Raw genomic sequence first — 24,895 nt, 5'->3', positions numbered from 1 at the left:
CAAAAAATACGTTTTTAGAAGACTCTTTTAAACCTGCCCACTGAAAAGGATTAGCTTTGCGCCATCAGCGCTTCGATGTCGGCAACGGTTTTGACAGCTGCTGCGGTCAGTACCTCATGGCCGTGACCGGTGACCAGTACATCATCTTCGATACGGATACCGATGTTCCAGAAATGCGCCGGCACATTGTCAGCAGGACGCACATAGCAACCAGGCTCAACGGTGAGCACATAACCAGGCTCAAGCATCACCCACTCGCCGCCTGCGGTTTTATATTCACCGGCATCATGCACATCCAGGCCCAGCCAGTGCCCGGTGCGGTGCATGTAAAACTGGCGGTAGCTGCCAGTTTCCAGCACCGCATCGCGGCTGCCCTGGCACAAGCCATAATGGATAAAGCCATCCACCAACACCTCCAGCGCGGCTTCATGCGGCGCATTCCAGTGATGTTGGGCATTCACTGTTTGCAGGGCGGCTGCTTGTGCCGCCAGCACCAATTCATACAAGTCTTTTTGCGGACCGCTAAACCTGCCATTCACCGGGAAGGTACGCGTAATGTCCGAAGCATACCCATCCAGCTCGCAACCTGCATCAATCAACAGCAAATCACCGTCTTTAAGCTGGGCATTATTAAAGTTGTAGTGCAACGTGCAGGCATTGGCGCCGCCAGCCACAATACTGGTATACGCGGGTGCCTGCGCACCATGGCGATAAAACGTATGCAAAAACTCAGCTTCAATCTCATACTCCCATTGCCCAGGGCGGGTCTGTTGCATGGCACGGTTATGGGCAGTGGCGGCAATCTGGGCAGACCGGCGCATGACGTCGATTTCAGCAGGTGATTTAAGCAGACGCATTGCATCCAGCGCTTGACGCACATCAAGCAGCTTGGCGGGGGCCTGCATCCCCGAACGCGTTTGCGCTTTGACCGCATTGAGCCAGCCGGTGACCTTGCTATCCCAGGCCGCGTCTGCGCCCAGGCTAAAATACAGGCTAGGTTGATTCGCCATCAATTTAGGTAATTCTGTGTCCAGTTGCGAGATTGAATACGCCGCATCAAAGCCGAATTCAGTTTTCGCAGCCTCGGGGCCGTAACGGAAACCATCCCAGATTTCCCGGTCCAGGTCTTTATCGCGGCAAAACAAAATACTTTTGGGCTGTGGTCCAGCGATCAGCACCAATACCGCTTCGGGCTCTTTAAAGCCAGTCAGGTAATAAAAATAGCTATCAAAACGGTAGGGATAGTGACTGTCGCGGTTGCGTGTCACTTCGGGCGCGGTAGGAATAATCGCAATACCGGCCTGCATATGGGTCATCAACTGCCGGCGGCGACGGGAAAACTCTTGCATGGAAACACTCAAAGCAAATCCTGGATGGTTGGGCATTGTAGCCTATTTGGTCGGCGATTGCTGGAATGGTTCCCCCTGCAAACCAGCCGCACACTATCAAAACCCCATCATCTCATAGAGTGGCGATCGCCTGACCGATTGCTCTGCCTGTGCAATCGTGCCATCTTGCTGCCATTGTTGCAATTGGCGCGCCAGGATAGGCCTTACCTGTGCGGCGTGCATGCCAGGCTTGATCGCGGGCAGATACAGCATTTTGAGTAACAGCGCGTCGAGGCCGGTAAGCAAAGCCTCAGGCGTTTTATCATTAAATACCGAGGGGAACACACGCTCGGAATCATTTGGCAGGCCCATGGCCTGGGTGATCTCCTCGACAATGCACGAAACCAGCGACCGGTGCGCTTGCGCATGATCGACAGGAATAACCACCCAAGCCCGCGTGAATGCCTGCTTGGCATCAGTCGTCGCGCCGAACATGCAAACCGCATCCGCTGGCGGCTGCATATGCGGATTGCCGCTCACCTGCACTAAGTCCTGTTGCCACTGTACCGCTTCACTAAAAACAACGATCATATTGGCTTCAGCTGCACTGCTGGCAAAGCTGACCGGATGGCCGGTAATTTGAGCAAGATGCTGCAGGTGATAGCGCGTGAGCGTCGTATGCTTTTCCTCTTCATCTGCGTGATGCACCAACCAGACCTTGACGGGCTTTAACCATTTACGCACGCCTAACTCGCCTGGCCGGTATTCGTTGTGCAACGCCACTTCTGAAAACGCAAGTTGCAGGTATTCTGGTGACTGCCAGGCTTCCTCGGCTTGCGTCATCTGCGACCATAATAGCCCGAGCAGCAGACCAATCCATTTAATCATGCCAAGCCCCAACCATGAGACGACCTAATCATGGAAAAACCTAATCATGGAAAGAACGGCCACTTTCGCGTAAAGGAGTGAGCAAGGCAGACAAGCCATTGTGATCAATCTCCTGCATCAGTTGCAGTAAGCGGCCAAGCTCCCCCCGCGGGAAGCCCTCACGGGCAAACCAGTTTAAATAATGGCCGGGTAAATCTGCAATCAAGCGTCCCTGGTATTTGCCATACGGCATTTTGACGCTGACCAGCTGTAATAAATCTTCGTTTTTCATGGGGCTAATGCCTGTGGAGCCAAAGTGGAATCATCGTGACTATTCTACGCAAAAAATCAGGCAATCTTCGCGCAATAAGGGCCAGGCCTCAAGAATTCCTTACAAGCGCCGATAAGCTATCCAGTATGCCCCAATAATGAATAAAGATTACCTAGTGTTGAACTAAACATCGCGGAAAACCATGATGCAATACGAAGTCACCAAAGAAAAAAGTGCAGAACATCTGCGGCAGGCCATCCATCACATGGCGATGCAGGATGCCGCATTCCATCCGGTCAGCTATGCCGTCTGGTATGAATACTCGTCTGGCGAACATGCGCGCCTGATTGAGGAAGTCAACGCATTGATTGAAAAAGAAAAAAAACTCAATGAAAAAAGTACGGCCCATATGTTTAATAAGCATATTGCCGGCATTGATGCCGATAATGCAAAAAAACTGGTAGACCGCTTTAGCGAGGTGGTCACCGATATGCGCAGCTCAACCGAAAAAGCTGGCATGCAAACCACGCAATATACGCAAACGCTGGATGCCTGGTCGAACGAGATCCAGCAGAAGGAACCGCAACTGGCCTTGCAACTGGATTCCTTGTTATCTGAAACCTTGCTTATGAAAAACAGCATGCAACACTTGCAAGGTAAATTGAGCTCCAGCCTGGAAGAAATTGATGGGCTTAAAAACGAAATGATCAAGGCCAGGCAAGAAGCCTTGCAAGATGGCCTGACCGGGCTGATGAACCGCAAAGGGTTTGATGTGGTTCTACACGACTGTCTGCAGCAACATGTTGTGGATACCAGCCTGATTATCGCCGACATTGATCACTTCAAGAAAGTGAACGACAGTTACGGCCACTTGTTTGGCGATAAGGTGATCCAGGCGGTCGCCAATATCTTCAAAACCGTCGCAGGCAATCACTATAGTGCGGCGCGTTATGGTGGTGAGGAGTTTGTGTTACTGCTGCCGAATACACGACTGGAAACGGCGCATGAGGTTGCCGAACAGATCCGGCATAAGGTCGCCGCAATCAACATCAAGAATACGATCACCCAGCATATGATTTCCAATATCACGATCTCACTTGGCGTGGCCGCTTACCAGGCAGGCGAACAAGCGGATGACCTGATCAGCCGCGCCGATCAAGCGTTGTACACGGCCAAAGCCAATGGCCGCAACCGTGCGGTCTTGTCTACCGAAGCGTTTGCTGCAGCTTAATTGGGCCAATTAAGGTCCACTAGCCTACAGCAGGTCACGTTTTTGCTCGGGAATATCCTCGTAGGGATAACGGGCGTGACCAAAACGCATTACTAGAACTGAAACAGCCAGGATCAGGATCGCGGCAGACACTGCCAGCATGTGCGTCTCAGACATTTCTTTCATGTCCAGCAACAAATATCGCGCCAATGCCACCATGGCAATATAAATCGGGTAGCGCATCGGCAGTTTTCCAGAACCAAAATAGCTGTTGATCATGGAAAAGACTTCCAGATACAGAAACAGCTGCAATAAATCCCCCAGGCCGACCATGCCGGCATTCCACATACGCGACAGTTCATGCGCCAGTGAAAAAAAGGTGGCCAGCGTCACCAGCCCCAGGCCCAATCGCTCTATCCACATTAAGGCCTGGTGCGCCAGCTTGTCTGTTTTATGCTCGTATGGTGGTTTCATGATGCTCCCTTTTTTTAATGCTTATAATGATGTCAACCAGTCATCCAGTTGCTTTAATCGTTCCGGCGTCCCAATGTCATGCCAGACCCCGGCATGGTGCTGCCCGCTGACTTGTTGCTGCCGCATGGCGGCTTTTAATAACGGCGCCAGTTTGGCTGGCTGCCCGCGCGTCACCGTTACAAACAAGTCTGGATGATAAACCCCCACACCTGAGAACGTCAGCTTATGGCTGGCGTCTTCTTGCAGCAGGCCATTGACCAGGCCAAAATCTCCGGCCGGATGTTGTGGCGGATTATCCACCATGACTAAGTGTGCCAGCATCCCAGCAGGCAAAGCCAGGCTGGCATAGTCAATATCGGTGTACACATCGCCATTCACCACCAAAAAAGGCTGTGTGCCTAATAAGGGCAGCGCATAAGCAATGCCGCCTGCGGTTTCCAGTGCGGTCGCTTCCGCACTATACTGGAGCTGGACCTGCCAGCGTCCGCCATCGCCCAGCGCCGCTTCAATCTGTGCGCCGAGATGCGCATGATTGATGACGATCTCTGTTACACCCGCTTGTGCCAAGCGCTCAATATGCCAGACAATCAACGGCTTGCCACCAACCTCCAGTAAGGGCTTGGGCGTATGATCGGTCAGCGGCCGCATGCGCTCGCCTCGCCCTGCGGCCAAAATCATGGCGCGCATATTCATTCAGCCTCTAGCGTCTTGAGTAACTTGAGGAAAGGCCGTAACTCCACATAACGCTCACACGCCGCTTGCAGGTACTGCATCACCAGAGGCATATCTTTAAGATACCCGGCTTTGCCATCGCGGTGATACAGGCGCGCAAAAATCCCTAAGACTTTAATGTGGCGCTGGGCGCCCATCCATTCAAAATCGCGGTAAAACTCACCAAAGTCTGCACTCATGGCTAAGCCCGCCTGTTTGGCAGACTGCCAGTAGCGGACTACCCAGTCCATCATGATTTCCTCATCCCAGCGGATATAAGCATCCTTGAACAAGGAAACCAGGTCATAGGTAATCGCCCCGATCACTGCATCCTGAAAATCCAGCACGCCTGGATTGTTCTCCGCAGTCACCATCAAGTTGCGAGAATGGTAATCCCGGTGCACGGTTACTTGCGGCTGCTGCAGAATATTGTTAATGAGCAAGGCAAACGTCTTATCGATCACCGCCTGCTGTTCTGCGGTCAGCGTCTTGCCCAAATGTTTGCCCACATACCATTCCGGGAACAACTGCAATTCACGCATGAGCAAGGCAGCATCGTAAGGTGGCAAGGCCGCAGGTTTGGTTGCCAGTTGCATCTTAATGAGCGCCTGGCATGCATCACCGTACAAGGCTTTGGCATTCCCTGCATTGAGCTGTGACAAATAAGTGTCATTACCCAGGTCACTGAGCAGCAAAAACCCTTGTTCCAGGTCTTGCGCAAGAATCTTGGGCACATTCAACCCGGCTGCCAGCAACTGCTCAGCCACGTTTACAAAAGGGCGGCAATCTTCCTGGGGCGGGGGGGCATCCATCGCAATCAAAGTCTCGGTAGCCAGATGCACACGGAAATAGCGGCGGAAACTGGCATCTGCCGACGCGGTGCTCAGGGTGTAAGGTTGATCAAGTACTTGCGTCAGCCATTGCTGAAGTTGCTGTGTTCTATCCACAAAATATCCCAACTATTGAACGGGCCCGCTACTCGGGCGAGAAAAATGCGGCTGCCATTTTAACCCAGATTTTGCATGAGGACTTGAAACGGCAACGCTGGCCGACGTGAGGGGTTATTTATACACATTTGCCGTCAATAGTCGTTCACTTCACCGACAATTTACACTACTCTTAAAGATGCACTCATTGAGAAAGTGAACGTTTAACCAGATTGAAATCACCGCATGGAAAATCCTGGTTGCAGCTAAAAATGACTTTTTAAGCATTTTCATGAATAATATAGCGCAATTGAAACTGGGTATCTGCTTTATTGCCTCCCAGCGTGAGTCACAATAATTAAGCGGCCAATGGCAGGCTTGACCGAAACGATCATTCTTTGAATAACTTGCAAGTTCACTCATCTACTTTTCAGGAACGCGGTATGCGCCTGATTCTGGCATTGATCGCCATAGGCACACTCTCGCCTGAGCACTTGCGCGCCGACGAAAGTGCTGCGCCTGAAAAAATTCAGCTGGCTGAGGCTGCCACTTTGCCGGGTGCCATTGAAATTGAAGGCGATACCCTGCAATTACGTATGGACCGCCAAATGCGCGCGACTGGCAATGCCGTCATGCGTAAAGATGGGCAACAAGTGACTGGCGATGATATCCGCTACGATATCCAGAACGATGAGTTGCAAGTAGAAGGCAATGCGGTGATTACCGCGGGTCAGACCAAGATTACCGGACCCATGCTGCGCATGCGCCTGAGTGAAAATATCGGTGAAATGCGTGATGTGTCTATCGAATTCAAAAGCAGTCCGCCCCCGCCTAACGATGAGGGGGGCAGCCCTCTGCTGAACGACCAGGCCATTCTGCTCAGCGACCCGAAAAATTATGTCGATGACAACCAGTCATACAGCACGCAAGATAATAGTAAGAAAAGTGCATTTGACAATATTCGTGCCACCGCCAAACAAGTGCTGTTTGAAGGCCAAAATATCAAGCGACTGAAAGGTGCCAGCTATACTTCTTGCGCCGCCGATGTGGATGATTGGTATATCAAAACCAATTCGCTAGACCTCAACGACTACACCAGAACCGGCGTGGCAACCAATGCCTATGTTGAATTTAAAGGCGTGCCTATTCTCTACACGCCCTGGATGAGTTTCTCTTATAACAATCAGCGTAAAAGCGGGTTTTTGGCCCCGTTATGGGGAACGACCTCCCGCAGCGGCTTCCAGCTGTTGACGCCTTACTATATCAATATCAGCCCGGACATGGATGCCACCATAGGCACCAATGTGTTTAGTAAACGCGGGGTGCAACTGCAAGGTGAGTTCCGCTACCTGGGGGAAACCTATTCCGGCGTCAATAATCTTGAGTACTTGGATAAAGACAGTATGACGGGACAAACCCGTTACTATGCCAGACTCACGCACTTGCAAAGCTTTGGTCCTAACTGGTCAGGCGGATACAGCTTTGAAAAGGTTTCGGATGATACTTATTTCTCAGACTTAGCCACTCGGATTCAGGTGACTTCTCGCGTGAACTTGCAGCAGGCGGTGTTTGCCAATTACAACAGCGAACATTTAACGTTTAATGGCATGATTCAACGTTATCAAAACTTGGATAACGTGTCTTTTGTTTACCAGCGCTTACCGCAACTGACGTTGACTTATAACGATGACTACAAAGGTTTCCACGTTCAATCGGGGGCCCAATACGTCAACTTTCAAACCATGGATGGGATGTTAGACAAACCCAGCGGTAGCCGCATGAGTGTCTACCCTTCGATTTCCTACCCGTTCAAAAATTCTTATGGGTATGTAACACCAAAAATTGGTGTTCAGAGCACGCAATACAGCCTGAATAACAATATTCCAGTGGGATATTCTCAAGAATATAACCAGCTCAACCGTACGCTGCCCATCATGAGTCTGGATTCTGGATTGTATTTTGACCGTCAGACCAATTTGTTTGACACTTCGTACACGCATACACTGGAACCAAGGGCATACTATGTGTATATCCCGTATAAAGACCAGAGCAAGCTGCCGATTTTCGATACCTCGGTTAACACATTGAACCAAAACTCGATTTTTTATGAAAACCAGTTTAGTGGCGATGACCGTGTTAACAATGCCAACCAGATGACACTGGCGCTTACCAGCCGCCTGATTGATAGCGATACCGGCATTGAACGCTTGAGCGGCACGCTGGCACAACGCTACTATTTTGAAGACCAGAAAGTCACGCTGCCCAATACCACCGCGACGATCAGTAAATCCTCTGACATTCTGGCAGGCTTCACCGCAAGACTGTCCAGCCGCTTGAATCTGGATACTTTCTGGCAATACGACTTAGAACACAGCAATATGCAGCGCAATAACTATTTGCTGCGTTACAATCCAGAACCAGGCAAGTCGTTTACTTTTGGCTACCGCTACACAGCAAATGTGTTGGAGCAAATCGACACCTCTGCCCAATGGCCTTTAGGCTCAGGCTGGTATGGAATCAGTCGTTTGAACTACTCGATCCGTGATGCCAACGCCGTGCAATTCTTAGGCGGGCTCGAATATGATGCCGGTTGCTGGCAAGCACGTGCGGTCATGCAACGTGTACAGACGGCCACCGCCAATGCGAACTACGGCATGTTTTTTCAACTCGAACTGGGGGGGCTAACCTCCATTGGTGCCAACCCGCTGAATGTAATCAAGCGCAATATCCCAACCTACATGCGCACTTATGATATCCCGGCAATTTACAGAGACCAGAACTCGCAATGATGAAACATTTATTGAATTTAATCGCAACCCTGAGTGCCGCGCTGCTGGTCAGCGGGCAATCCTCTGCATTGTTTGCGGCAGAAAAAAAACCGATCGAAAAAATGGACCGCATTATCGCCGTCGTTGATCAATCCGTGATCACAGAACGTGAAATGCTTAACCGCATGGAATACGTCAAAGCGCAAATGATTAAAAAAGGGGTGGACGTTCCTCCAGATGAAGTATTAGAAAAGCAAATTCTGGAACGGTTGATTGTGGATAGCTTGCAACTGCAATTGGCGTCACAAACTGGGATCAAGGTCGACGATGCACAGTTGGACAAAACCATAGACCGGATTGCCGAACAAAACAACCTCACCTTACCGGCCTTTAAAAAAGCGCTCGAAGAAGACGGCACCAACTTCTACAAATTCCGTGAAGATATCCGCAATGACATTATCATCGCCCGCCTGCGTGAACGCGATGTTGATAACAAAGTGAATATTTCTGAGGCTGAAATTGATAACTACCTGACCACACAGGAAAAAGAAGGCGAGCTCGACGAGTTTAACCTCTCACAGATATTGATCCGCTTACCAGAAGACAGTGGTCCGGAAGACATTCAAAAAGCCAAGGCACGTACCGAACAAGTCATGAAGGCCCTGGCCGACGGCATGAGTTTTGAAAAAGCCTCGGCTAACTTCTCAGATGCACCCAATGCGCTGGATGGCGGTAGCATGGGATGGCGCAGTGGCCAGCAAATGCCCCCCCAATTCTTCGAGCTGGTTAAAAGCATGCAAGCAGGCGGGATTTCCCGCCCTATCCGCAGTGCGAGCGGCGTACATATCCTGAAACTTAACGATAGACGTGCCGGTGCTAGTACGCTCATCGTCGACCAGACGCATGTGCGCCACATTCTGCTCAAACCCAATGAAGTCTTGTCTGACAAGGAAGCCAAACAGAAAATCGAAGGCATCAAAGAACGCATAGACCATGGCACCCCTTTCCAGGATATGGCGCGCCAATACTCGGACGATGGCAGTGCTTCCAATGGCGGCGACCTTGGCTGGATCAACCCTGGAGACACCGTGCCAGTGTTTGAGAAAACCATGGGAGAGCTGGCAATCAATGAAGTCAGTGCCCCGGTGCGCAGCCAGTTTGGCTGGCACCTGATTCAGGTGCTGAAGCGCCGCAAACAGGATATGTCCAAAGAATCCAAGCGCTTGAAAGCCCGCCAGGAAATCCGCGCGCGCAAGGCCGAAGAAGCCTACAACGATTGGATCCATGAATTGCGCGACAAGGCCTTTGTCGAAATGCGTCTGGAAGACAAATTCTAAAGCGCCCAATTATCAAAAGATAAATTTTGCTTAAATGCATCACTGTACCCTAGTTAATTGCAACGAACCCGAAACGGCTACCCCTGCGCCATGAGCACCTTGCCACACATTGCCATCACTTCGGGGGAACCTGCCGGGATCGGCCTGGATGTCTGCGTCAAGCTCGCGCATACGGCGTTGCCGGCAAGCGTGGTGGTGCTGGCAGACCCTACGGCATTACAAGCGCGGGCCGCGCAACTGGGATTGCCAGTCGAGATTCAAGCTTATACCGAAGCCCGTATCCCGCATGCAGGAGAGGGGCAGTTAACGGTACTGCCCGTACATACCGTTGCCCCCGTCCTGGCAGGCCAGCTGGACGCCAACAATAGCCGCACTGTATTAGCCATGCTGGACCGCGCACTGGCAGGCTGCCAGTCTGGCGAATTTGACGCCATGGTGACAGCGCCTGTGCACAAAGGCGTGATTAACGACGCCGGCATTGCCTTTACCGGTCATACCGAATACCTGGCAGAAAAAACCAACACCTCGCAAGTGGTCATGATGCTGGTCGGTGGTGGCATGCGTGTGGCCCTGGCCACTACTCATCTGCCGTTAACCGAGGTCAGTGCTGCGATCACGCCTGCAGCACTCACCACCACCCTGCGCATTTTGCATGACGATCTGGTACACAAATTTGGCATCGCCCAGCCACGCATCTATGTGGCAGGACTAAACCCGCATGCGGGCGAAGACGGTTATCTGGGCATGGAAGAAATTAACACCATTAACCCTGTCCTTGACCAGTTGCGCGCAGAAGGCATGCAATTGTTTGGCGCCCTGCCCGCTGACACCATGTTTTCACAGAAAAACCTGGCGCAGGCCGATGCGTTTCTCGCCATGTATCATGACCAAGGCCTGACCGTACTCAAACATGCCAGCTTTGGCCAAGGCGTGAATGTGACGCTCGGTTTGCCGATTATCCGCACCTCGGTAGACCATGGCACGGCACTGGATATTGCCGGTAGTGGCCAAGCCGATATCGGTAGCATGCTCAGTGCCATCCAACTCGCCATCGCGCTTTCCAAATCCCGCACGCCCGCCCTCTCATGAAACATATCGCCAAGAAAAAATTTGGTCAGAACTTCCTGATCGACCAAAGTATTATCCAAAGCCTGATCAATGCCATTCGTCCACAAGCAGAAGACCTGATGGTGGAAATCGGCCCGGGACTGGGGGCAATGACACAACCCTTGCTCAAACAGTTGAATCATTTGCATGTGGTCGAAATTGACCGTGACATCATTCAGTGGATGCAAGGCTTTTATCCGGCGCAAAAAATCACCATCCATAATTCAGATGTGCTCAAATTTGATTTCGGCACCATTGGTGAGCGTATCCGTGTGGTCGGCAACCTGCCGTATAACATTTCCAGCCCTATCCTGTTCAAGCTGCTCGAAAACACGGCGCAGATTATAGACATGCACTTTATGCTGCAAAAAGAAGTGGTGGAACGGATGGTGGCTGAGCCATCGAGCCCGGAATATGGCCGCCTGTCAGTCATGCTGCAATACCGCTTGCAGATGGAATACCTGGTGACAGTGCCCCCCGAAGCGTTTGATCCAGCACCCAAGGTAGAATCCGCCTTTGTACGCTGTGTGCCTTATGCAACACTGCCCTGTCCGGCCAAGGATGAAGCCTTATTTGCCAAAGTCGTCAGCGCCGCGTTTGGTCAACGCCGTAAAACCCTGCGCAATACCCTTAAAGGGCTGCTTGATGACGCTGGCTTTACTGCATTGAATATAGACTCTCAACGCCGCGCCGAGAATCTGGGCGTGACTGAGTTTGTTGCCATCAGCAATTACTTGACTGACAACGTTTAAAGCCAATCTGCGCCAGCTTAACCTGATTTAAAGTTTAGCCTGATATAATCCTGCTTTTATTAAAACCCAAACTTTTGGAGCATGTTATGCGTTTGATTCTGCTGGGCGCCCCTGGTGCCGGTAAAGGGACACAAGCCACCTTTATTAAAGAAAAATTCAATATTCCGCAAATTTCCACTGGCGATATGTTGCGCGCAGCAGTCAAGGCAGGCACCCAATTAGGTCTGGAAGCCAAAAAATTCATGGATGCTGGCGGCCTGGTGCCCGATGAAGTGATTATCGGCCTGGTGAAAGAGCGGATTAAAGATGCAGACTGCGCCAATGGCTTCTTGTTCGACGGTTTCCCACGCACCATTCCACAAGCTGAAGCAATGAAGCAAGCGGGCGTAGGCATTGATTACGTGGTTGAGATCGACGTGCCAGATGCAGCCATTGTTGAGCGCATGAGTGGCCGCCGCAGCCACCCTGCCTCCGGTCGCACCTACCATGTCAAATTCAACCCGCCAAAAGCAGAAGGCAAAGACGATGTGACCGGTGAAGACCTGGTGCAACGTGATGACGACAAGGAAGAAGTGGTATTGAAGCGCCTAGAGGTCTACCACAACCAGACCGAACAACTGATTGGTTACTACTCTGACTGGGCCAAATCTGGCGTCAGCGGTGCACCGCAATACGTCAAGGTCAACGGCCTGGGCGAATTGAATACGATTAAAGAAGAAATTTTTGCCGCATTGAAGTAAGTGCATCATCCGTCTCAAAAGGCCCGCAACTGCGGGCTTTTTTGTGTCTTTAAGCTGACCGGCTAGCAGTCATTTAAAGCGCTTCAAGGTATAATCATCTTTTTATCATTCCATTGCCGCCAACATGCAACAGCAGTATCCATTCAAAGAAGTCGAACAACAGGCACAACAACACTGGGACAGCAAGCTGAGCTTCCAGGCCAAGGCCGAAAGCAGCAAGCCCAAATACTATTGCTTGTCGATGTTCCCCTACCCAAGTGGCAAGTTGCATATGGGGCATGTGCGTAACTACACCATCGGCGACGTGCTAAGCCGTTACCACCACATGAAAGGCTTTAATGTGCTACAGCCTATGGGCTGGGACGCGTTTGGCTTGCCTGCCGAAAACGCAGCCATCCAGAACAGCGTGCCGCCCGCGCAATGGACATATGACAACATTGCCTACATGCGCAAACAGTTGAAATCATTAGGCTTTGCCATCGACTGGAGCCGCGAACTGGCGACTTGCCAGCCTGAGTATTACAAGTGGAACCAGTGGCTGTTTTTACGCATGCTCGAAAAAGGCATCGCCTATAAAAAAACCCAGGTGGTGAACTGGGATCCGGTCGACCAGACCGTACTCGCTAACGAACAGGTGATTGATGGCCGCGGCTGGCGCACCGGCGCCCTGGTTGAGAAGCGCGAAATCCCTGGCTACTACCTCAATATCACTGGCTATGCCCAGCAATTGCTGGATGACCTGGACAAACTGCCAGGCTGGCCAGAGCGTGTTAAAACCATGCAAGCCAACTGGATAGGCAAGAGCGTGGGTGTGCGCTTTGCCTTTACGCATGGCATTACAAACAATGATGGCCAATTGATTGATGACGGCAAGCTGTGGGTGTTCACGACCCGTGCCGACACCATCATGGGCGTGACTTTCTGTGCCGTTGCCGCTGAGCATCCGCTCGCCACCCATGCGGCGCAAAACAACCCAGCATTGCAAGCTTTTATCGAGAAATGCAAGCAAGGCTCAGTCATGGAAGCCGACATGGCGACCATGGAAAAAGAAGGCATGGATACCGGCCTGACCGTAGCGCACCCGATCACTGGCGAACAAGTGCCGGTGTGGGTGGGCAACTATGTGCTGATGACCTACGGCGAAGGCGCCGTCATGGCCGTGCCTGCGCATGATGAGCGTGACTTTGGCTTTGCCAAAAAATATAACTTGCCGATCAAACAAGTGATTAGTGTGGTCGGCCAGGAGTTTGATCTCGCTGCCTGGCAAGAATGGTATGGTGACAAAGCCAAAGGCGTCTGCATCCACTCTGGCAAATACAATGACCTGGGCTATGCGGCAGCCATAGACGCGGTGGCAGCTGACCTGGCAGACAAAAACCTGGGCGGCAAACAAACCAACTGGCGCCTGCGTGACTGGGGCGTTTCGCGCCAGCGTTACTGGGGCTGCCCAATTCCGATTATCCACTGCGACAGCTGTGGTGACGTGCCTGTGCCCGACGACCAGCTGCCGGTGAAATTACCGGAAGATTGTGTGCCAGATGGCTCAGGCAATCCGCTCAACAAGCGCGAAGACTTTTTAAATTGCACCTGCCCCAAATGCGGTCAACCTGCCAAGCGTGAAACTGACACCATGGATACTTTTGTGGATTCCAGCTGGTATTACGCACGCTATGCCTCCGGTTTTAGCAATGTAGCCATGGTGGATGCACAAACCAACCATTGGATGCCGGTCGACCAGTATATTGGTGGTATTGAGCACGCCATTTTGCACCTGCTCTACTCACGCTTCTGGAGTAAGGTCATGCGCGACCTGGGGCTGGTCAATTATGACGAGCCGTTCGCCAACCTGCTGACGCAAGGCATGGTGTTGAATCACATTTTCTCGCGCCGCACGGCTAAAGGCGGCATTGAATATTTTGCGCCGGAGGAAGTGGAACTGGTGCATGACAACAACGGTAAAGTGACCGGCGCCAAATTAATCAAGGATGGCTCGGCGATTGATTACCAGGGCATAGGCACCATGTCCAAGTCCAAGCGTAATGGCGTAGACCCGCAATCACTGATCGAGCAATATGGCGCGGATACCGCCCGTTTCTTCATGATGTTTGCGGCCCCCCCAGAACAAACTTTAGAGTGGTCAGACAGCGGGGTAGAAGGTTCGCACCGCTTCCTGAAGCGGGTATGGAACTTTGGCCATGCCTTGTCTCAACAAACGCCTGCTGACCTGCCGAACAAACTGACTGGCGAACTGGCCAACCATAGACGGGAAGTACACAGCGTGCTCAAGCAAGCCAATGTCGACCTGGCCAAACTGCAATTCAACACGGTGGCTTCTGCTTGCATGAAGATCCTCAATACGCTGGAGAAAGTGCAAAAAGAAGCCGAGAAAGACTGGGTTGCCGTCGCGTTTGAAGGGTACAGCATCCTCTTGCGCCTGCTGTCACCAATTGCGCCGCATATCACGCAAGTGATGTGGCAATCGCTCAAACTGGGCGAAGACATTCTGACGGCCAAATGGCCAGAACCCGCCAACGCTGCCCTGGTACAGGACGAGGTGGAATATGTGGTGCAGGTCAACGGCAAACTGCGTGGCAGCATCAGCATCCCCAAGAGCATGGCAAAAGAACAGATTGAGGCAACGGCTGTCAATCAGGATTTCGTCCAAAAATTCCTGAACGAAGGCAGCGTGAAAAAAATCATTGTCGTGCCTAACAAGCTGATTAATATTGTGGTGGCCTAAGAGATTTATTCTTAGCCCGTTTACTCAAGGAGCGCATGGTGCAGCAGACTTTCTCTACACGGTGGATATACGCGATCACCCTTTGGTGCAGCATCGCCGTGCTGACCGCGCTGCTGCCTGCTTGCGGTTTTCACCTGCGCCAACCATCGCCGATTGCTTTTAAAACCATTTTTATCAAGGGTTCAACGCAGATCAACATTGCGCTTAAAAAAGCCTTGGCCGAACAAGGGGTGAAAGTCGTCAATGACGCCGAAGAGGCTGAGTTGCAACTGGAATTGCTGAAGGAAGAAAGTGAGCAACGCATTCTGTCCTTGAGCGGTACCGGGGTGGTGCGTGAATACGAACTCTACTACCGCGTGCAATACCGTACCAAAATCGCCAGCGAGCCGACCTGGGCCCTGCCTTTGGTGATGGAAGGCCGTCGTGACTACACCTATAACGACGCCAACCTGCTGGCCAAACAAGCCGAGCAAAAAATGCTCAACGACAGCATGCAGCTGGATGTCATCAATGGCATTATGCGGCGACTGTCTGCGCTTAAAAAAGCCGATTAAGCATGCGCATTCAGGCGGCGCAACTGACGCAATATTTGCCTCCCAAGCAGCATTTGTTTGTGCTGGCAGGCGATGAGCCGCTCTCTATCACCGAGGCAATAGATCAAATCCGCGCCGCTGCGCGTCAGCATGGTGCGCAAGAGCGCGCCAGTTTTACGGTAGAGCGCTACTTCAACTGGGGGCAAGTCAGCCAGTTTTTGCAGAGCTTTTCGCTATTTGCCGAACAACGCATCCTCGAAATTAATATCCCCACTGGCAAGCCTGGCGTCGAAGGCGCCAAGGTATTACAGCAACTGGCCGAGCAGCCTGCGGCGGATACCACCATTATCCTGACCCTGCCCGCGCCAGACCGGGACATGACCAGTAGCGCCTGGTATGAAGCCCTGTCGCAACATGGGGTGCTGCTGGTGTTGAATCAGGTCCCGCTGGCGCAATTGCCTGAGTGGATTGCACAGCGATTGGCTAGGCAACAGCAAACAGCGGATGAAGCTTCCCGCCGCTTTATTGCCGAACAGGTGGAAGGGAATTTATTAGCCGCGCACCAGGAGATCCAAAAACTGGGCTTGCTATACCCGCCCGGCCCGCTCAGTGAAGAAGCGATCCGTCAGTGCGTGCTCAATGTGGCCCGCTTTGACGTCTCGCAATTGGGTGAAGCCATGCTGCAAGGCGACCCGCAACGCGTGATGCGCATGCTGGAAGGCCTGCGCGAAGAAGGGGAAACTGCGGTGGCGGTGATGAACCCACTCATCTGGCTGTTCCGGCCACTGTTACAAGTCAGGCTAGCCATGCAGCAAGGCATTGCCATGCAAGCAGCCTTGAGCCAGGCCAGGTTATTTGGTGACCGCCAGCAATTAGTCAGGCGTGCACTGGAATTTTTACCGCAAAAACATATCGAAGCTGCTTTGCAAAAACTGTCTGACATAGACCGGATGGCAAAAGGCGTGGGCGATGGTGATGCCTGGCTGGAGCTGTCACGGTTATGTACCGGGATTGCCAGAATGGCAGCCAATAAATCAGCCAGGGTAAGCGCACGTTAAAACGCCAGCAATTTGGACGGCATCGGGTTTAGGATAGAATAAGAAGTTATGGACATTCAACACTACATGAAGCAACTGGGTGAGCAGGCACGTGCCGCCTCCCGTTTGATGGCAAAAGCCGACACCAACACCAAGAATCAGGCCCTGCGCAATATTGCAGCACTGATCCGTCAGCATGAAAAAGCTTTGCTCGCGGCCAATCAGCAAGATCTGCAAGCCGCCCAAGCCAATGGCATGGAAGCCGCCATGCTGGACCGCCTGACCTTGAGTGAAAAATCGGTGGCTACCATGGCAGAAGGCCTGGAACAAATCGCTAGCCTGCCAGACCCGATCGGCGAAATGAGCAATTTCAAATACCGCCCTTCCGGCATCCAGATCGGCCAAATGCGTGTGCCGCTCGGCGTCATCGGCATTATTTACGAGGCCCGTCCAAACGTGACGGTCGATGCGGCTGGCTTGTGCATTAAATCTGGCAACGCCTGTATTTTGCGCGGAGGTTCTGAGGCGATTCACTGCAACCAGGCCCTGGCTAAACTCGTACATCAAGGCCTGCAACAGGCGGGCTTGCCACAAGCCGCCGTATTGGTGGTCGAGACGACTGACCGTGCCGCGGTGGGTGAGCTCATCACCATGAAACAATATGTCGATGTGATTGTGCCACGCGGTGGCAAAGGCCTGATTGAACGCATCAGCAACGATGCCCGTATTCCAGTGATCAAGCACTTAGACGGCAACTGCCATGTCTATGTGGATGACGAAGCTGACCTGACCAAAGCCGTACGTATTCTTGAGAACGCCAAAACCCAGCGCCTGGGCACTTGTAACACGGCGGAATCCTTGCTGGTCGCACGTAGTATTGCCAGCACCGCGCTGCCGAAATTGGCAGAGATGCTGATCAGCAAAGGCATTGAAATCCGCGGCTGTGAAGAAACCCGCGCCATCGTGCCACAAGCCAAAGCGGCCACTGAAGAAGACTACTACACCGAATACCTGGCCGCGATTATCTCGTGCAAGGTGGTCAGTGGTGTGGATGAAGCGATTGAGCATATCAACAAGTATTCCAGCCAGCACACCGAAGCGATTGTGACCGAGAACTACACCAAAGCACGCCAGTTTTTGCGTGAGGTAGACTCCAGCAGCGTGATGGTCAATGCCTCTACCCGCTTTGCCGATGGCTTTGAATATGGCTTTGGCGCAGAAATCGGTATTTCTACTGACAAGCTGCATGCGCGCGGCCCGGTCGGCCTCGAGGGGTTAACATCGTTGAAATATGTGGTTCTGGGTGACGGCCACGTCCGCGCGTAACCACATTTGCAGCCGTTTGGCGGATGTTACTCCAGACGCGCGATGCCTCCATAAGGCCAAAGAATCTTAATGATGGAACTGATAGGCATTTTCGGCGGCACCTTTAATCCCATCCACAACGGGCATTTGGCCCTGGCCCAGAGCGTGCTGGAGACGCTGCAGTGCACGCAAATCCGCTTTGTGCCCGCCGCCCTGCCCCCGCATAAAACTGCCCCGGCAGTCACTGCCCAGCATCGCGCAGCCATGGTCAAGCTGGCGATTCAGGGCCATCACCAATTCGTGCTGGATACCTGTGAACTGGATCGCCAAGGCCCTTCTTATACCATAGAGACGCTGCACCTGCTCCGCCAGCGCTTCCCCCACCAATCATTGTGCCTGCTCATGGGCCAGGATAGCTACCAGAAACTGCCGACCTGGCACCGTTGGACGGCACTGCTGGATTACGCTCACCTGTTGGTCATTCACCGCGCTGAAGCAGAGAAAACCTTATCCTTGCATGCAGGGCATAGGGGTAAGCTGATCAATATTGAGGATGCACCCACGGCGTTCTCAACGCAAGCACATGGGCTGATCAGCTATTTAACGCAGACGCCGCCAGCGATTTCTTCCACCGGATTAAGAGCCAGTCTGGCACAACACGCCTTAAACACGATCACAGATATGCCTGCAGCCGTACTGCAATACATCCAGCAACACCATTTATACCAGCATCCCGCGCGCGAGTGATGCAGCCAACGCCCAAAGCGCCATAAGCCCAAGCATGAGCACCCAAATGCTAGCGCCAAACGGCTAGGGCCGGCGCGCACGCGCCAAAAACTGGTCTAGTTGCCGCGCAAATGCATGGCGGTCAGACGCCTGCATCGCGTTGGGGCCCTGCGTTTCGACGCCGCTGGCACGCAGTGACTCCATAAAGTCACGCATGGCTAGCCGTTCACGGATATTTTCTGCCGAATAAAACTCGCCGCGCGGATTCAGCGCATGGCCCTGCTTTTCAATCACTTGCGCCGCCAGCGGAATATCTGCCGTAATCACCAAGTCGCCCACTTCCAGCATCGCCACGATCTCGTTATCTGCCACATCAAAGCCTTTGGCCACTTGCATGGCACGCAAATAAGCCGAAGGCGGTACATAAAGCAGCTTGTTGGCAACAAAGGTAGTCATGACCTGGCTACGCTCCGCCGCGCGGAACAAAATTTCCTTGATCACGCCAGGGCAAGCATCGGCATCCACCCAAATCCGCATTAACCGGCTTTCGGCACCGGTCTGGCGCTAAATAACGCACCACCCTGCGGTTTGTGGCCGCCAGGCTGCCGCGCAGATTTTTGCTGACCAGGCGCATGTCCTGACGCACTCGCCGGTTTTTTTTGCCCCGTTTGCTGACTAGCACGCGGGTTAGTTGCGGCAGAATGGGCTTGGCCTGGTTTAGACTGATGTTGTCTGGGCTGGCCTGGTTTCTGACTACGCGACGCGTCACGGGGTGCCTGCGCTGATTTAGGTGCAGACCGTTGTCCGCGAGGCTGATTGCGTGGTGGCCGATCCGGCTCTTCACTGCTTTTCTCGGGGGCGACAAAGCCCTCTACCGGTAGTTTGGGAATCTCGCGCTTGATCAGCTTCTCAATGTCTTTCAACAATTTGAGTTCCTCCCTATCCACCAGTGACACCGCCGCCCCGGTAGCGCCTGCACGGCCAGTGCGGCCGATGCGGTGCACATAGTCTTCGGGCACGTTAGGCAGCTCAAAATTCACTACCTGCGGCAACTGGTCAATATCCAGGCCACGTGCAGCAATATCGGTCGCCACCAGCGCGGTGATGCCACCGGTTTTAAACTCAGCCAACGCCGCCGTACGCGCATTCTGGCTCTTGTTACCATGAATCGCCATCGCCGGGATACCGTCTTTAACCAGTTTTTCTGCCAGACGGTTCGCGCCATGTTTAGTGCGCGTAAACACCAGCACCTGCTGCCATTGTTGCTGCTTGATCAAAAAGCTCACCATCTCACGCTTGTGCGCCTGCGGCACCATGTGCACACTTTGCTCAATCAGCGCGTTTGAGGTGTTGCGCCGCGCCACTTCCACCAAATCCGGGTTATTCAGCAGGCTGTCTGCCAGTTGTTTGATTTCATCAGAAAACGTCGCCGAAAACAGCAGGTTTTGCCGTTTTTTAGGCAACAGGGCCAGCACTTTCTTAATATCGTGAATAAAGCCCATATCCAGCATGCGGTCAGCTTCATCCAGCACCAGAATCTCAATGCCGGACAAATCCAGCGCCTTCTGGTTGGTGAGGTCGAGCAAGCGGCCCGGCGTCGCCACCATGATATCCAGCGGTTTTTTCAGGCGGCTGATTTGCGGGTTAATGCCCACCCCGCCGAACACCACCATGCTTTTCAGCGGCAGATATTTACCGTAAGTGGTCACTGACTCGCCGATCTGCGCTGCCAGCTCACGTGTGGGCGACAAAATCAGGCAACGCGGCTTGCCCGCGGCGGTTTGTTTTAACGGGCTTTCAGACAAGCGGTGCAAAATCGGCAAGGTAAAGCCAGCGGTTTTGCCGGTCCCGGTTTGCGCCCCGGCCAGTAAATCGCCACCGCGCAACACATAAGGAATCGCCTGTGCCTGAATCGGCGTCGGTGAGGTATAGCCAGCATCGGCAATCGCGCGCAACACAGGCGCGCACAAATGTAAATCAGCAAACGTAATGTTTGCGGGGGTCGTTTCTTGTGACAAGGTTATTCAACTTTAATAGCGTGCATGACCTATCACAAACGGCAGGCATGCAACAAATTATTGGGCGTTGGTCTGTTGCCGCAGCAACACCAATCTGGACAAACGAAGAGTATATCGATGATTTATGACAAGGCCGCTGTGAGGATTGGTAGTTCACAAGGTAGCTATATTATACGTGGTTTATTAATTGCTCATACATTTAATTGCTTTGTGAGGAGGACTCCTCCGACGCCTTTTATTCATGATAGCGTATGCGCTATCATTGAAGCATGACCTTCAACATTGTTCTGGGTACCAATATTATGGTTGCAGCCTTGCAAAATGAAGGCAGTGTTGCCAGAGAGATTATGCGTCTATGCCTGCAGGGTCAGATTCAACCACTGATAGGTGCTGCATTATTTGCAGAAAGAGTATTTTTTAAAGATGATTAGCCCCCTAAGGAGTCAACATGAGCATATTGACGATTCGTTTGCCGGATGACAAACACGAAAGACTGAAATCCCTCGCCAAAGCGCATAAGGTCAGCGTCAACAAACTGGTGGATGAGTTGGCGACTGTCGCCCTGGCAAACTTTGACGCCAAAACACGCTTTGAAGCCAGAGCCAAGCAGGGAGATGCGAACACGGCACTGACATTACTTGATAAATTTGGCGATTAATATCACGTTAACCTCGCTCATAACTCCTAGCTAATCGCCATGGCTTTTGGTGGACGCGCGAAACGTCCACGCCACAAACCGGCTTTGTTTCTGGCCTTGCGCCATCTCCACCGTATTGACTGTCAGCGCCCCAGCTTTGTTAAGCTCGCGCATCACCAGCGGCAAGTTGCTGGCTTTAGAGACCAGCGTGGTAAACCACACGCACTGTTTGGCAAATAGCTTGCTCTCATGAATCATGGTGGTTAAAAACGCGGCCTCACCGCCCTCGCAGACCAGCTCATTGGCTTGGCCACCAAAATTCAGCGCCTGCGGTGGCCGCTTGCCCAGCCCGCGCCATTTACGCTGCGTGCCTGCCTGTGCCTCGGCTGCAGACGCATGAAAAGGTGGGTTGCACATGGTCAGCGTCCATTGCTCGCCCGGCAAGATCACGCCTTTAAATATCGACGCCGCATTTGGCTGCTGACGCACACTGATCTTTGGCTGCAAGCCATTCGCTTCAATCAATTGCTGCGCATTACGCAAGGCCTTGGCATCAATATCCACGCCCAAGCACTGCCAGCCATAAGTCTGCGCTGCAATCAGTGGATAGACCAGATTCGCACCAGTGCCAATATCCAGCAAACGCACAGCCTGATCAATCCCCTGCCCGGCCAATAAATCCGCCAGGTAATGCACATAATCAGCCCGGCCAGGAATAGGCGGACACAAGTATTGCTTGGGAATATCCCACACCGCCACGCCATAATACAGCTTGAGCAAGGCCTGATTTAAGGCCTTTACCGCCTGCGGGTTAGCAAAGTCTATCGAGTCATCGCCATAGGCATTCGGGCGCACATAGGGCGCCAGGGCCGGATGCGCCTGCACCAGTAACGCAAAGTCATAGCCCTCGCGGTGCAGATTGCGTGGATGCAATACAGATGAAGAACTGACGGGCTTCATACCTAAGTCATCGCCAATGGCACTTGGTCAGCGCGCCTAAGCAGCCCCGGCCTTGGCGCGTGCGGCGTGCAACTTCCGGTAGCTATCCAGCAGTCTATGGTGCCTGTCCAGCCCTTCCAGCTGCAAGTTGGTCGGTGTCAGGCCATAAAAACGCACACTGCCATCGACAGCGCCTAGTACCGCGTCCATACGCGCATCACCAAACATGCGGCGGAAATTCACCTCATAATCAGCCAGCTGCAGCTCGTCATCAAGCGTCACTTCGAGCACGGCATTCAGCGCCTGGTAAAACAAACCGCGCTCCAGCGTGTTATCGTTGTACTGCAAAAATGCCCCTACCATATCTTGCGCCTCTTCAAACTGCTGCAACGCCAGGTTGATCAAGAGTTTGAGCTCTAGCACGGTGAGCTGACCCCACACCGTGTTCTCGTCAAACTGGATGCCAATTAAAGTGGCAATATCGCCATAGTCATCCAGCTCGTTATTCTCCAGCCGCTCTAGCAAGGCTTGCAGGCTGTCATCGTCCAGCTGATGCAGGTTGAGGATATCTTCTCGGAACAACAACGCTTTATTGGTGTTATCCCACACCAGGTCTTCCACCGGATACACCTCAGAATAATCAGGCACCAAGATCCGGCATGCCGTCGCACCCAGCTGGTCATACACCGCCACATAGGCCTCTTTGCCCATCTCAGCCAAAATGCCAAACAAGGTCGCGGCTTCTTCAGCGTTGGCATTGTCGTCCTTGCCTGAAAAATCCCACTCCACAAACTCGGAGTCCGACTTAGCACTGAAAAAGCGCCACGACACCACACCGCTAGAGTCAATAAAATGCTCAACAAAGTTATTCGGCTCGGTCACCGCTTCGCTGACAAAGGTTGGCTGCGGCAAGTCGTTGAGGCCTTCAAAACTACGGCCCTGCAGCAACTCGGTCAGGCTGCGCTCTAGTGCGACTTCCAGTTTTGGGTGCGCACCAAACGAGGCGAACACGCCACCCGTGCGCGGGTTCATCAGCGTCACGCACATCACCGGATATTGCCCGCCCAACGACGCATCTTTCACCAGCACCGGAAAGCCCTGCGCCTCCAGCCCAGCAATGCCCGCCACAATGCCTGGGTACTTCGCCAGCACCGCTGGCGGCACATCCGGCAACGCCATTTCACTTTCAATAATCTCGCGCTTCACCGCGCGCTCAAAAATCTCGGACAAGCACTGCACCTGCGCCTCGGCCAGCGTATTGCCTGCGCTCATGCCATTGCTGGCATACAGGTTTTCAACCAGGTTAGACGGGAAATACACCACTTCGCCATCTGACTGCCGCACAAACGGCAGAGCGCAAATGCCGCGTTCACGATTGCCAGAGTTGGTATCAATCAAATGTGAGCCCCGCAACTCGCCATCGGGGTTGTAAATGTCCCGCGTGTAGTCATCCAGAATCTCTTTTGGCAGCGCATCTTTGCGCCCAGGCTTAAACCAGCGCTCGTTCGGGTAATGCACAAAGTCGGCATTGGCAATGTCTTCGCCCCAATAAGACCCAGCATAAAAATGATTGTTACTCAGGCGCTCAATATACTCACCTAGCGCCGAGGCCAGCGCGCTTTCCTTGGTCGCGCCCTTGCCGTTGGTAAAGCACATGGGCGAATGCGCATCGCGGATATGCAGCGACCACACGTTAGGCACAATATTGCGCCACGAAGCGATCTCGATCTTGATGCCCAGGCTTGCCAGCAAGCCGGTCATATTGGCAATGGTTTGCTCCAACGGCAAATCTTTGCCGGTGATATACGTCTGCGTCTCCGCCGCCGGGTTTACCGTCAGCAAGGCCTGCGCATCGGCATCCAGGCTCGCCACTTCTTCAATCACAAACTCAGGGCCGGTCTGCACCACCTTTTTCACCGTGCAACGGTCTATCGAGCGCAAAATGCCAATGCGGTCTTTTTCAGAGATATCCGCAGGCAACCCAATCTGTATCTTGAAAATCTGCTTATAGCGGTCTTCCGGGTCGACAATATTGTTGTGCGACAAGCGGATGTTTTCAGTCGGAATATTGCGTGTGCTGCAATACAGCTTCACAAAATACGCCGCACACAGCGCAGACGAAGCCAAAAAGTAATCAAACGGCCCCGGCGCCGAGCCATCGCCCTTGTAGCGGATAGGCTGGTCGGCAATCACCGTGAAGTCATCAAACTTGGCTTCAAGGCGGAGCTTATCGAGAAAATTGACTTTAACTTCCATGGGGGGATTCCGAAAATGACGTTTGAGCGAAAACCGCTATTATCCCTCACAACATTCAGGCGACCTAATTTAGCAGCAGCGCTGATTGCTTACTTTGCTACAAACTTAAGTCGAATAGAGAGTGAAACTTTGCTAGCCCCGCCGTTGAAACACTGAGTCCAGATGCTTGAAGCAAGTGTGCAGACCCGTAAAACGGTCAGCACTCGCGTCTCG

23 protein-coding genes are annotated in these 24,895 nt (G+C 52.8%); 13 read left to right on the top strand and 10 right to left on the bottom strand.

Features of this window, described 5'->3' with window-relative positions; genetic code table 11:
* Positions 1–50 precede the first annotated feature (50 nt).
* From pepP to ACIDF8_RS06835, 3 genes are all read right to left on the bottom strand, one after another.
* On the bottom strand, positions 51–1,349 hold the full coding sequence (gene pepP / locus ACIDF8_RS06845) for a Xaa-Pro aminopeptidase (protein ID WP_412009870.1): 1,299 nt from the start codon (positions 1,347–1,349) through the stop codon (positions 51–53).
* Between the two features lie 96 nt (positions 1,350–1,445).
* Positions 1,446–2,216, bottom strand: coding sequence for a DUF2927 domain-containing protein (locus ACIDF8_RS06840; RefSeq protein WP_412009869.1), 771 nt, complete (start codon positions 2,214–2,216; stop codon positions 1,446–1,448).
* Positions 2,217–2,256: 40 nt separating this feature from the next.
* Complete coding sequence (locus ACIDF8_RS06835; protein WP_412009868.1) at positions 2,257–2,487, bottom strand: DUF3820 family protein; 231 nt, start codon at positions 2,485–2,487, stop codon at positions 2,257–2,259.
* A 181-nt stretch (positions 2,488–2,668) separates the two neighbouring features.
* Between ACIDF8_RS06835 and ACIDF8_RS06830 the strand changes: the two genes are divergently transcribed.
* The gene (locus ACIDF8_RS06830) at positions 2,669–3,697 is read left to right on the top strand and encodes a GGDEF domain-containing protein (protein WP_412009867.1); all 1,029 of its coding nucleotides are present in this window, start codon (positions 2,669–2,671) and stop codon (positions 3,695–3,697) included.
* Positions 3,698–3,721: 24 nt separating this feature from the next.
* Here ACIDF8_RS06830 and ACIDF8_RS06825 read toward each other — a convergent pair whose 3' ends face one another.
* The 3 genes from ACIDF8_RS06825 to ACIDF8_RS06815 are packed head-to-tail and all read right to left on the bottom strand — an operon-like array spanning position 3,722 to position 5,808.
* Entirely contained in the window at positions 3,722–4,150 is a 429-nt protein-coding gene (locus ACIDF8_RS06825) for a phosphate-starvation-inducible protein PsiE (RefSeq protein ID WP_412009866.1), read from the bottom strand.
* A gap of 21 nt (positions 4,151–4,171) precedes the next feature.
* Positions 4,172–4,837 carry an N-acetylmuramate alpha-1-phosphate uridylyltransferase MurU gene (murU, locus tag ACIDF8_RS06820; protein ID WP_412009865.1) on the bottom strand — a complete coding sequence of 222 codons (666 nt, stop codon included), beginning with the start codon at positions 4,835–4,837 and terminating at the stop codon, positions 4,172–4,174.
* Positions 4,838–4,839: 2 nt separating this feature from the next.
* The gene (locus tag ACIDF8_RS06815) at positions 4,840–5,808 is read right to left on the bottom strand and encodes an aminoglycoside phosphotransferase family protein (RefSeq protein ID WP_412009864.1); all 969 of its coding nucleotides are present in this window, start codon (positions 5,806–5,808) and stop codon (positions 4,840–4,842) included.
* Positions 5,809–6,230: 422 nt separating this feature from the next.
* Between ACIDF8_RS06815 and ACIDF8_RS06810 the strand changes: the two genes are divergently transcribed.
* The 10 genes from ACIDF8_RS06810 to nadD all read left to right on the top strand — a co-directional run bounded on the left by ACIDF8_RS06810 (position 6,231) and on the right by nadD (position 18,853).
* Positions 6,231–8,576: an LPS-assembly protein LptD gene (locus ACIDF8_RS06810; RefSeq protein ID WP_412009863.1), complete on the top strand. Its 2,346-nt coding sequence runs from the start codon at positions 6,231–6,233 to the stop codon at positions 8,574–8,576.
* A complete protein-coding gene (locus ACIDF8_RS06805; RefSeq protein WP_412009862.1) occupies positions 8,573–9,892 on the top strand; it encodes a peptidylprolyl isomerase in 1,320 nt (439 codons plus the stop codon). Before ACIDF8_RS06810 ends, ACIDF8_RS06805 begins: the two co-directional genes overlap by 4 nt.
* Before the next feature lie 90 nt (positions 9,893–9,982).
* Complete coding sequence (pdxA, locus tag ACIDF8_RS06800; protein WP_412009861.1) at positions 9,983–10,981, top strand: 4-hydroxythreonine-4-phosphate dehydrogenase PdxA; 999 nt, start codon at positions 9,983–9,985, stop codon at positions 10,979–10,981.
* A complete protein-coding gene (gene rsmA, locus ACIDF8_RS06795) occupies positions 10,978–11,751 on the top strand; it encodes a 16S rRNA (adenine(1518)-N(6)/adenine(1519)-N(6))-dimethyltransferase RsmA (protein ID WP_412009860.1) in 774 nt (257 codons plus the stop codon). Before pdxA ends, rsmA begins: the two co-directional genes overlap by 4 nt.
* An 86-nt stretch (positions 11,752–11,837) precedes the next feature.
* A complete protein-coding gene (adk, locus tag ACIDF8_RS06790; protein ID WP_412009859.1) occupies positions 11,838–12,491 on the top strand; it encodes an adenylate kinase in 654 nt (217 codons plus the stop codon).
* 124 nt (positions 12,492–12,615) lie between these two features.
* On the top strand, positions 12,616–15,231 hold the full coding sequence (gene leuS, locus ACIDF8_RS06785) for a leucine--tRNA ligase (RefSeq protein WP_412009858.1): 2,616 nt from the start codon (positions 12,616–12,618) through the stop codon (positions 15,229–15,231).
* 35 nt (positions 15,232–15,266) lie between these two features.
* On the top strand, positions 15,267–15,785 hold the full coding sequence (gene lptE, locus ACIDF8_RS06780; protein ID WP_412009857.1) for an LPS assembly lipoprotein LptE: 519 nt from the start codon (positions 15,267–15,269) through the stop codon (positions 15,783–15,785).
* Between the two features lie 2 nt (positions 15,786–15,787).
* On the top strand, positions 15,788–16,822 hold the full coding sequence (gene holA, locus ACIDF8_RS06775) for a DNA polymerase III subunit delta (RefSeq protein WP_412009856.1): 1,035 nt from the start codon (positions 15,788–15,790) through the stop codon (positions 16,820–16,822).
* A 48-nt stretch (positions 16,823–16,870) separates the two neighbouring features.
* Complete coding sequence (locus ACIDF8_RS06770) at positions 16,871–18,127, top strand: glutamate-5-semialdehyde dehydrogenase (protein WP_412009855.1); 1,257 nt, start codon at positions 16,871–16,873, stop codon at positions 18,125–18,127.
* A gap of 69 nt (positions 18,128–18,196) precedes the next feature.
* The gene (gene nadD / locus ACIDF8_RS06765; RefSeq protein ID WP_412009854.1) at positions 18,197–18,853 is read left to right on the top strand and encodes a nicotinate-nucleotide adenylyltransferase; all 657 of its coding nucleotides are present in this window, start codon (positions 18,197–18,199) and stop codon (positions 18,851–18,853) included.
* Between the two features lie 63 nt (positions 18,854–18,916).
* Here nadD and ACIDF8_RS06760 read toward each other — a convergent pair whose 3' ends face one another.
* Together ACIDF8_RS06760 and ACIDF8_RS06755 are read right to left on the bottom strand one after the other, a co-directional pair.
* The gene (locus ACIDF8_RS06760) at positions 18,917–19,369 is read right to left on the bottom strand and encodes a YaiI/YqxD family protein (RefSeq protein ID WP_412009853.1); all 453 of its coding nucleotides are present in this window, start codon (positions 19,367–19,369) and stop codon (positions 18,917–18,919) included.
* The gene (locus tag ACIDF8_RS06755) at positions 19,369–20,850 is read right to left on the bottom strand and encodes a DEAD/DEAH box helicase (RefSeq protein WP_412009852.1); all 1,482 of its coding nucleotides are present in this window, start codon (positions 20,848–20,850) and stop codon (positions 19,369–19,371) included. Before ACIDF8_RS06755 ends, ACIDF8_RS06760 begins: the two co-directional genes overlap by 1 nt.
* 269 nt (positions 20,851–21,119) lie before the next feature.
* On the opposite strand from ACIDF8_RS06755, the gene ACIDF8_RS06750 reads away from it, so the two are divergent.
* Positions 21,120–21,281: a hypothetical protein gene (locus ACIDF8_RS06750; RefSeq protein ID WP_412009851.1), complete on the top strand. Its 162-nt coding sequence runs from the start codon at positions 21,120–21,122 to the stop codon at positions 21,279–21,281.
* Positions 21,282–21,298: 17 nt separating this feature from the next.
* Positions 21,299–21,508 (top strand): toxin-antitoxin system HicB family antitoxin, encoded by a 210-nt coding sequence (locus tag ACIDF8_RS06745; protein ID WP_194747181.1) that lies wholly within the window; start codon positions 21,299–21,301, stop codon positions 21,506–21,508.
* A 30-nt stretch (positions 21,509–21,538) separates the two neighbouring features.
* Here the strand turns inward: ACIDF8_RS06745 and rlmF are convergent, their stop codons facing one another.
* Both rlmF and ACIDF8_RS06735 read right to left on the bottom strand, forming a co-directional pair.
* Positions 21,539–22,447, bottom strand: a complete 909-nt coding sequence (gene rlmF, locus ACIDF8_RS06740) for a 23S rRNA (adenine(1618)-N(6))-methyltransferase RlmF (RefSeq protein ID WP_412009850.1) — start codon at positions 22,445–22,447, stop codon at positions 21,539–21,541.
* Between the two features lie 36 nt (positions 22,448–22,483).
* Positions 22,484–24,682 (bottom strand): OsmC domain/YcaO domain-containing protein, encoded by a 2,199-nt coding sequence (locus ACIDF8_RS06735; RefSeq protein WP_412009849.1) that lies wholly within the window; start codon positions 24,680–24,682, stop codon positions 22,484–22,486.
* Between the last annotated feature and the right edge of the window lie 213 nt (positions 24,683–24,895).

The sequence above is a fragment of the Methylophilus sp. 3sh_L genome, assembly GCF_046766015.1.
Taxonomy (GTDB): Bacteria; Pseudomonadota; Gammaproteobacteria; order Burkholderiales; family Methylophilaceae; genus Methylophilus.
Note: the sequence above shows the minus strand (reverse complement) of the source record. Positions and strands in the feature narration are given on the sequence as shown.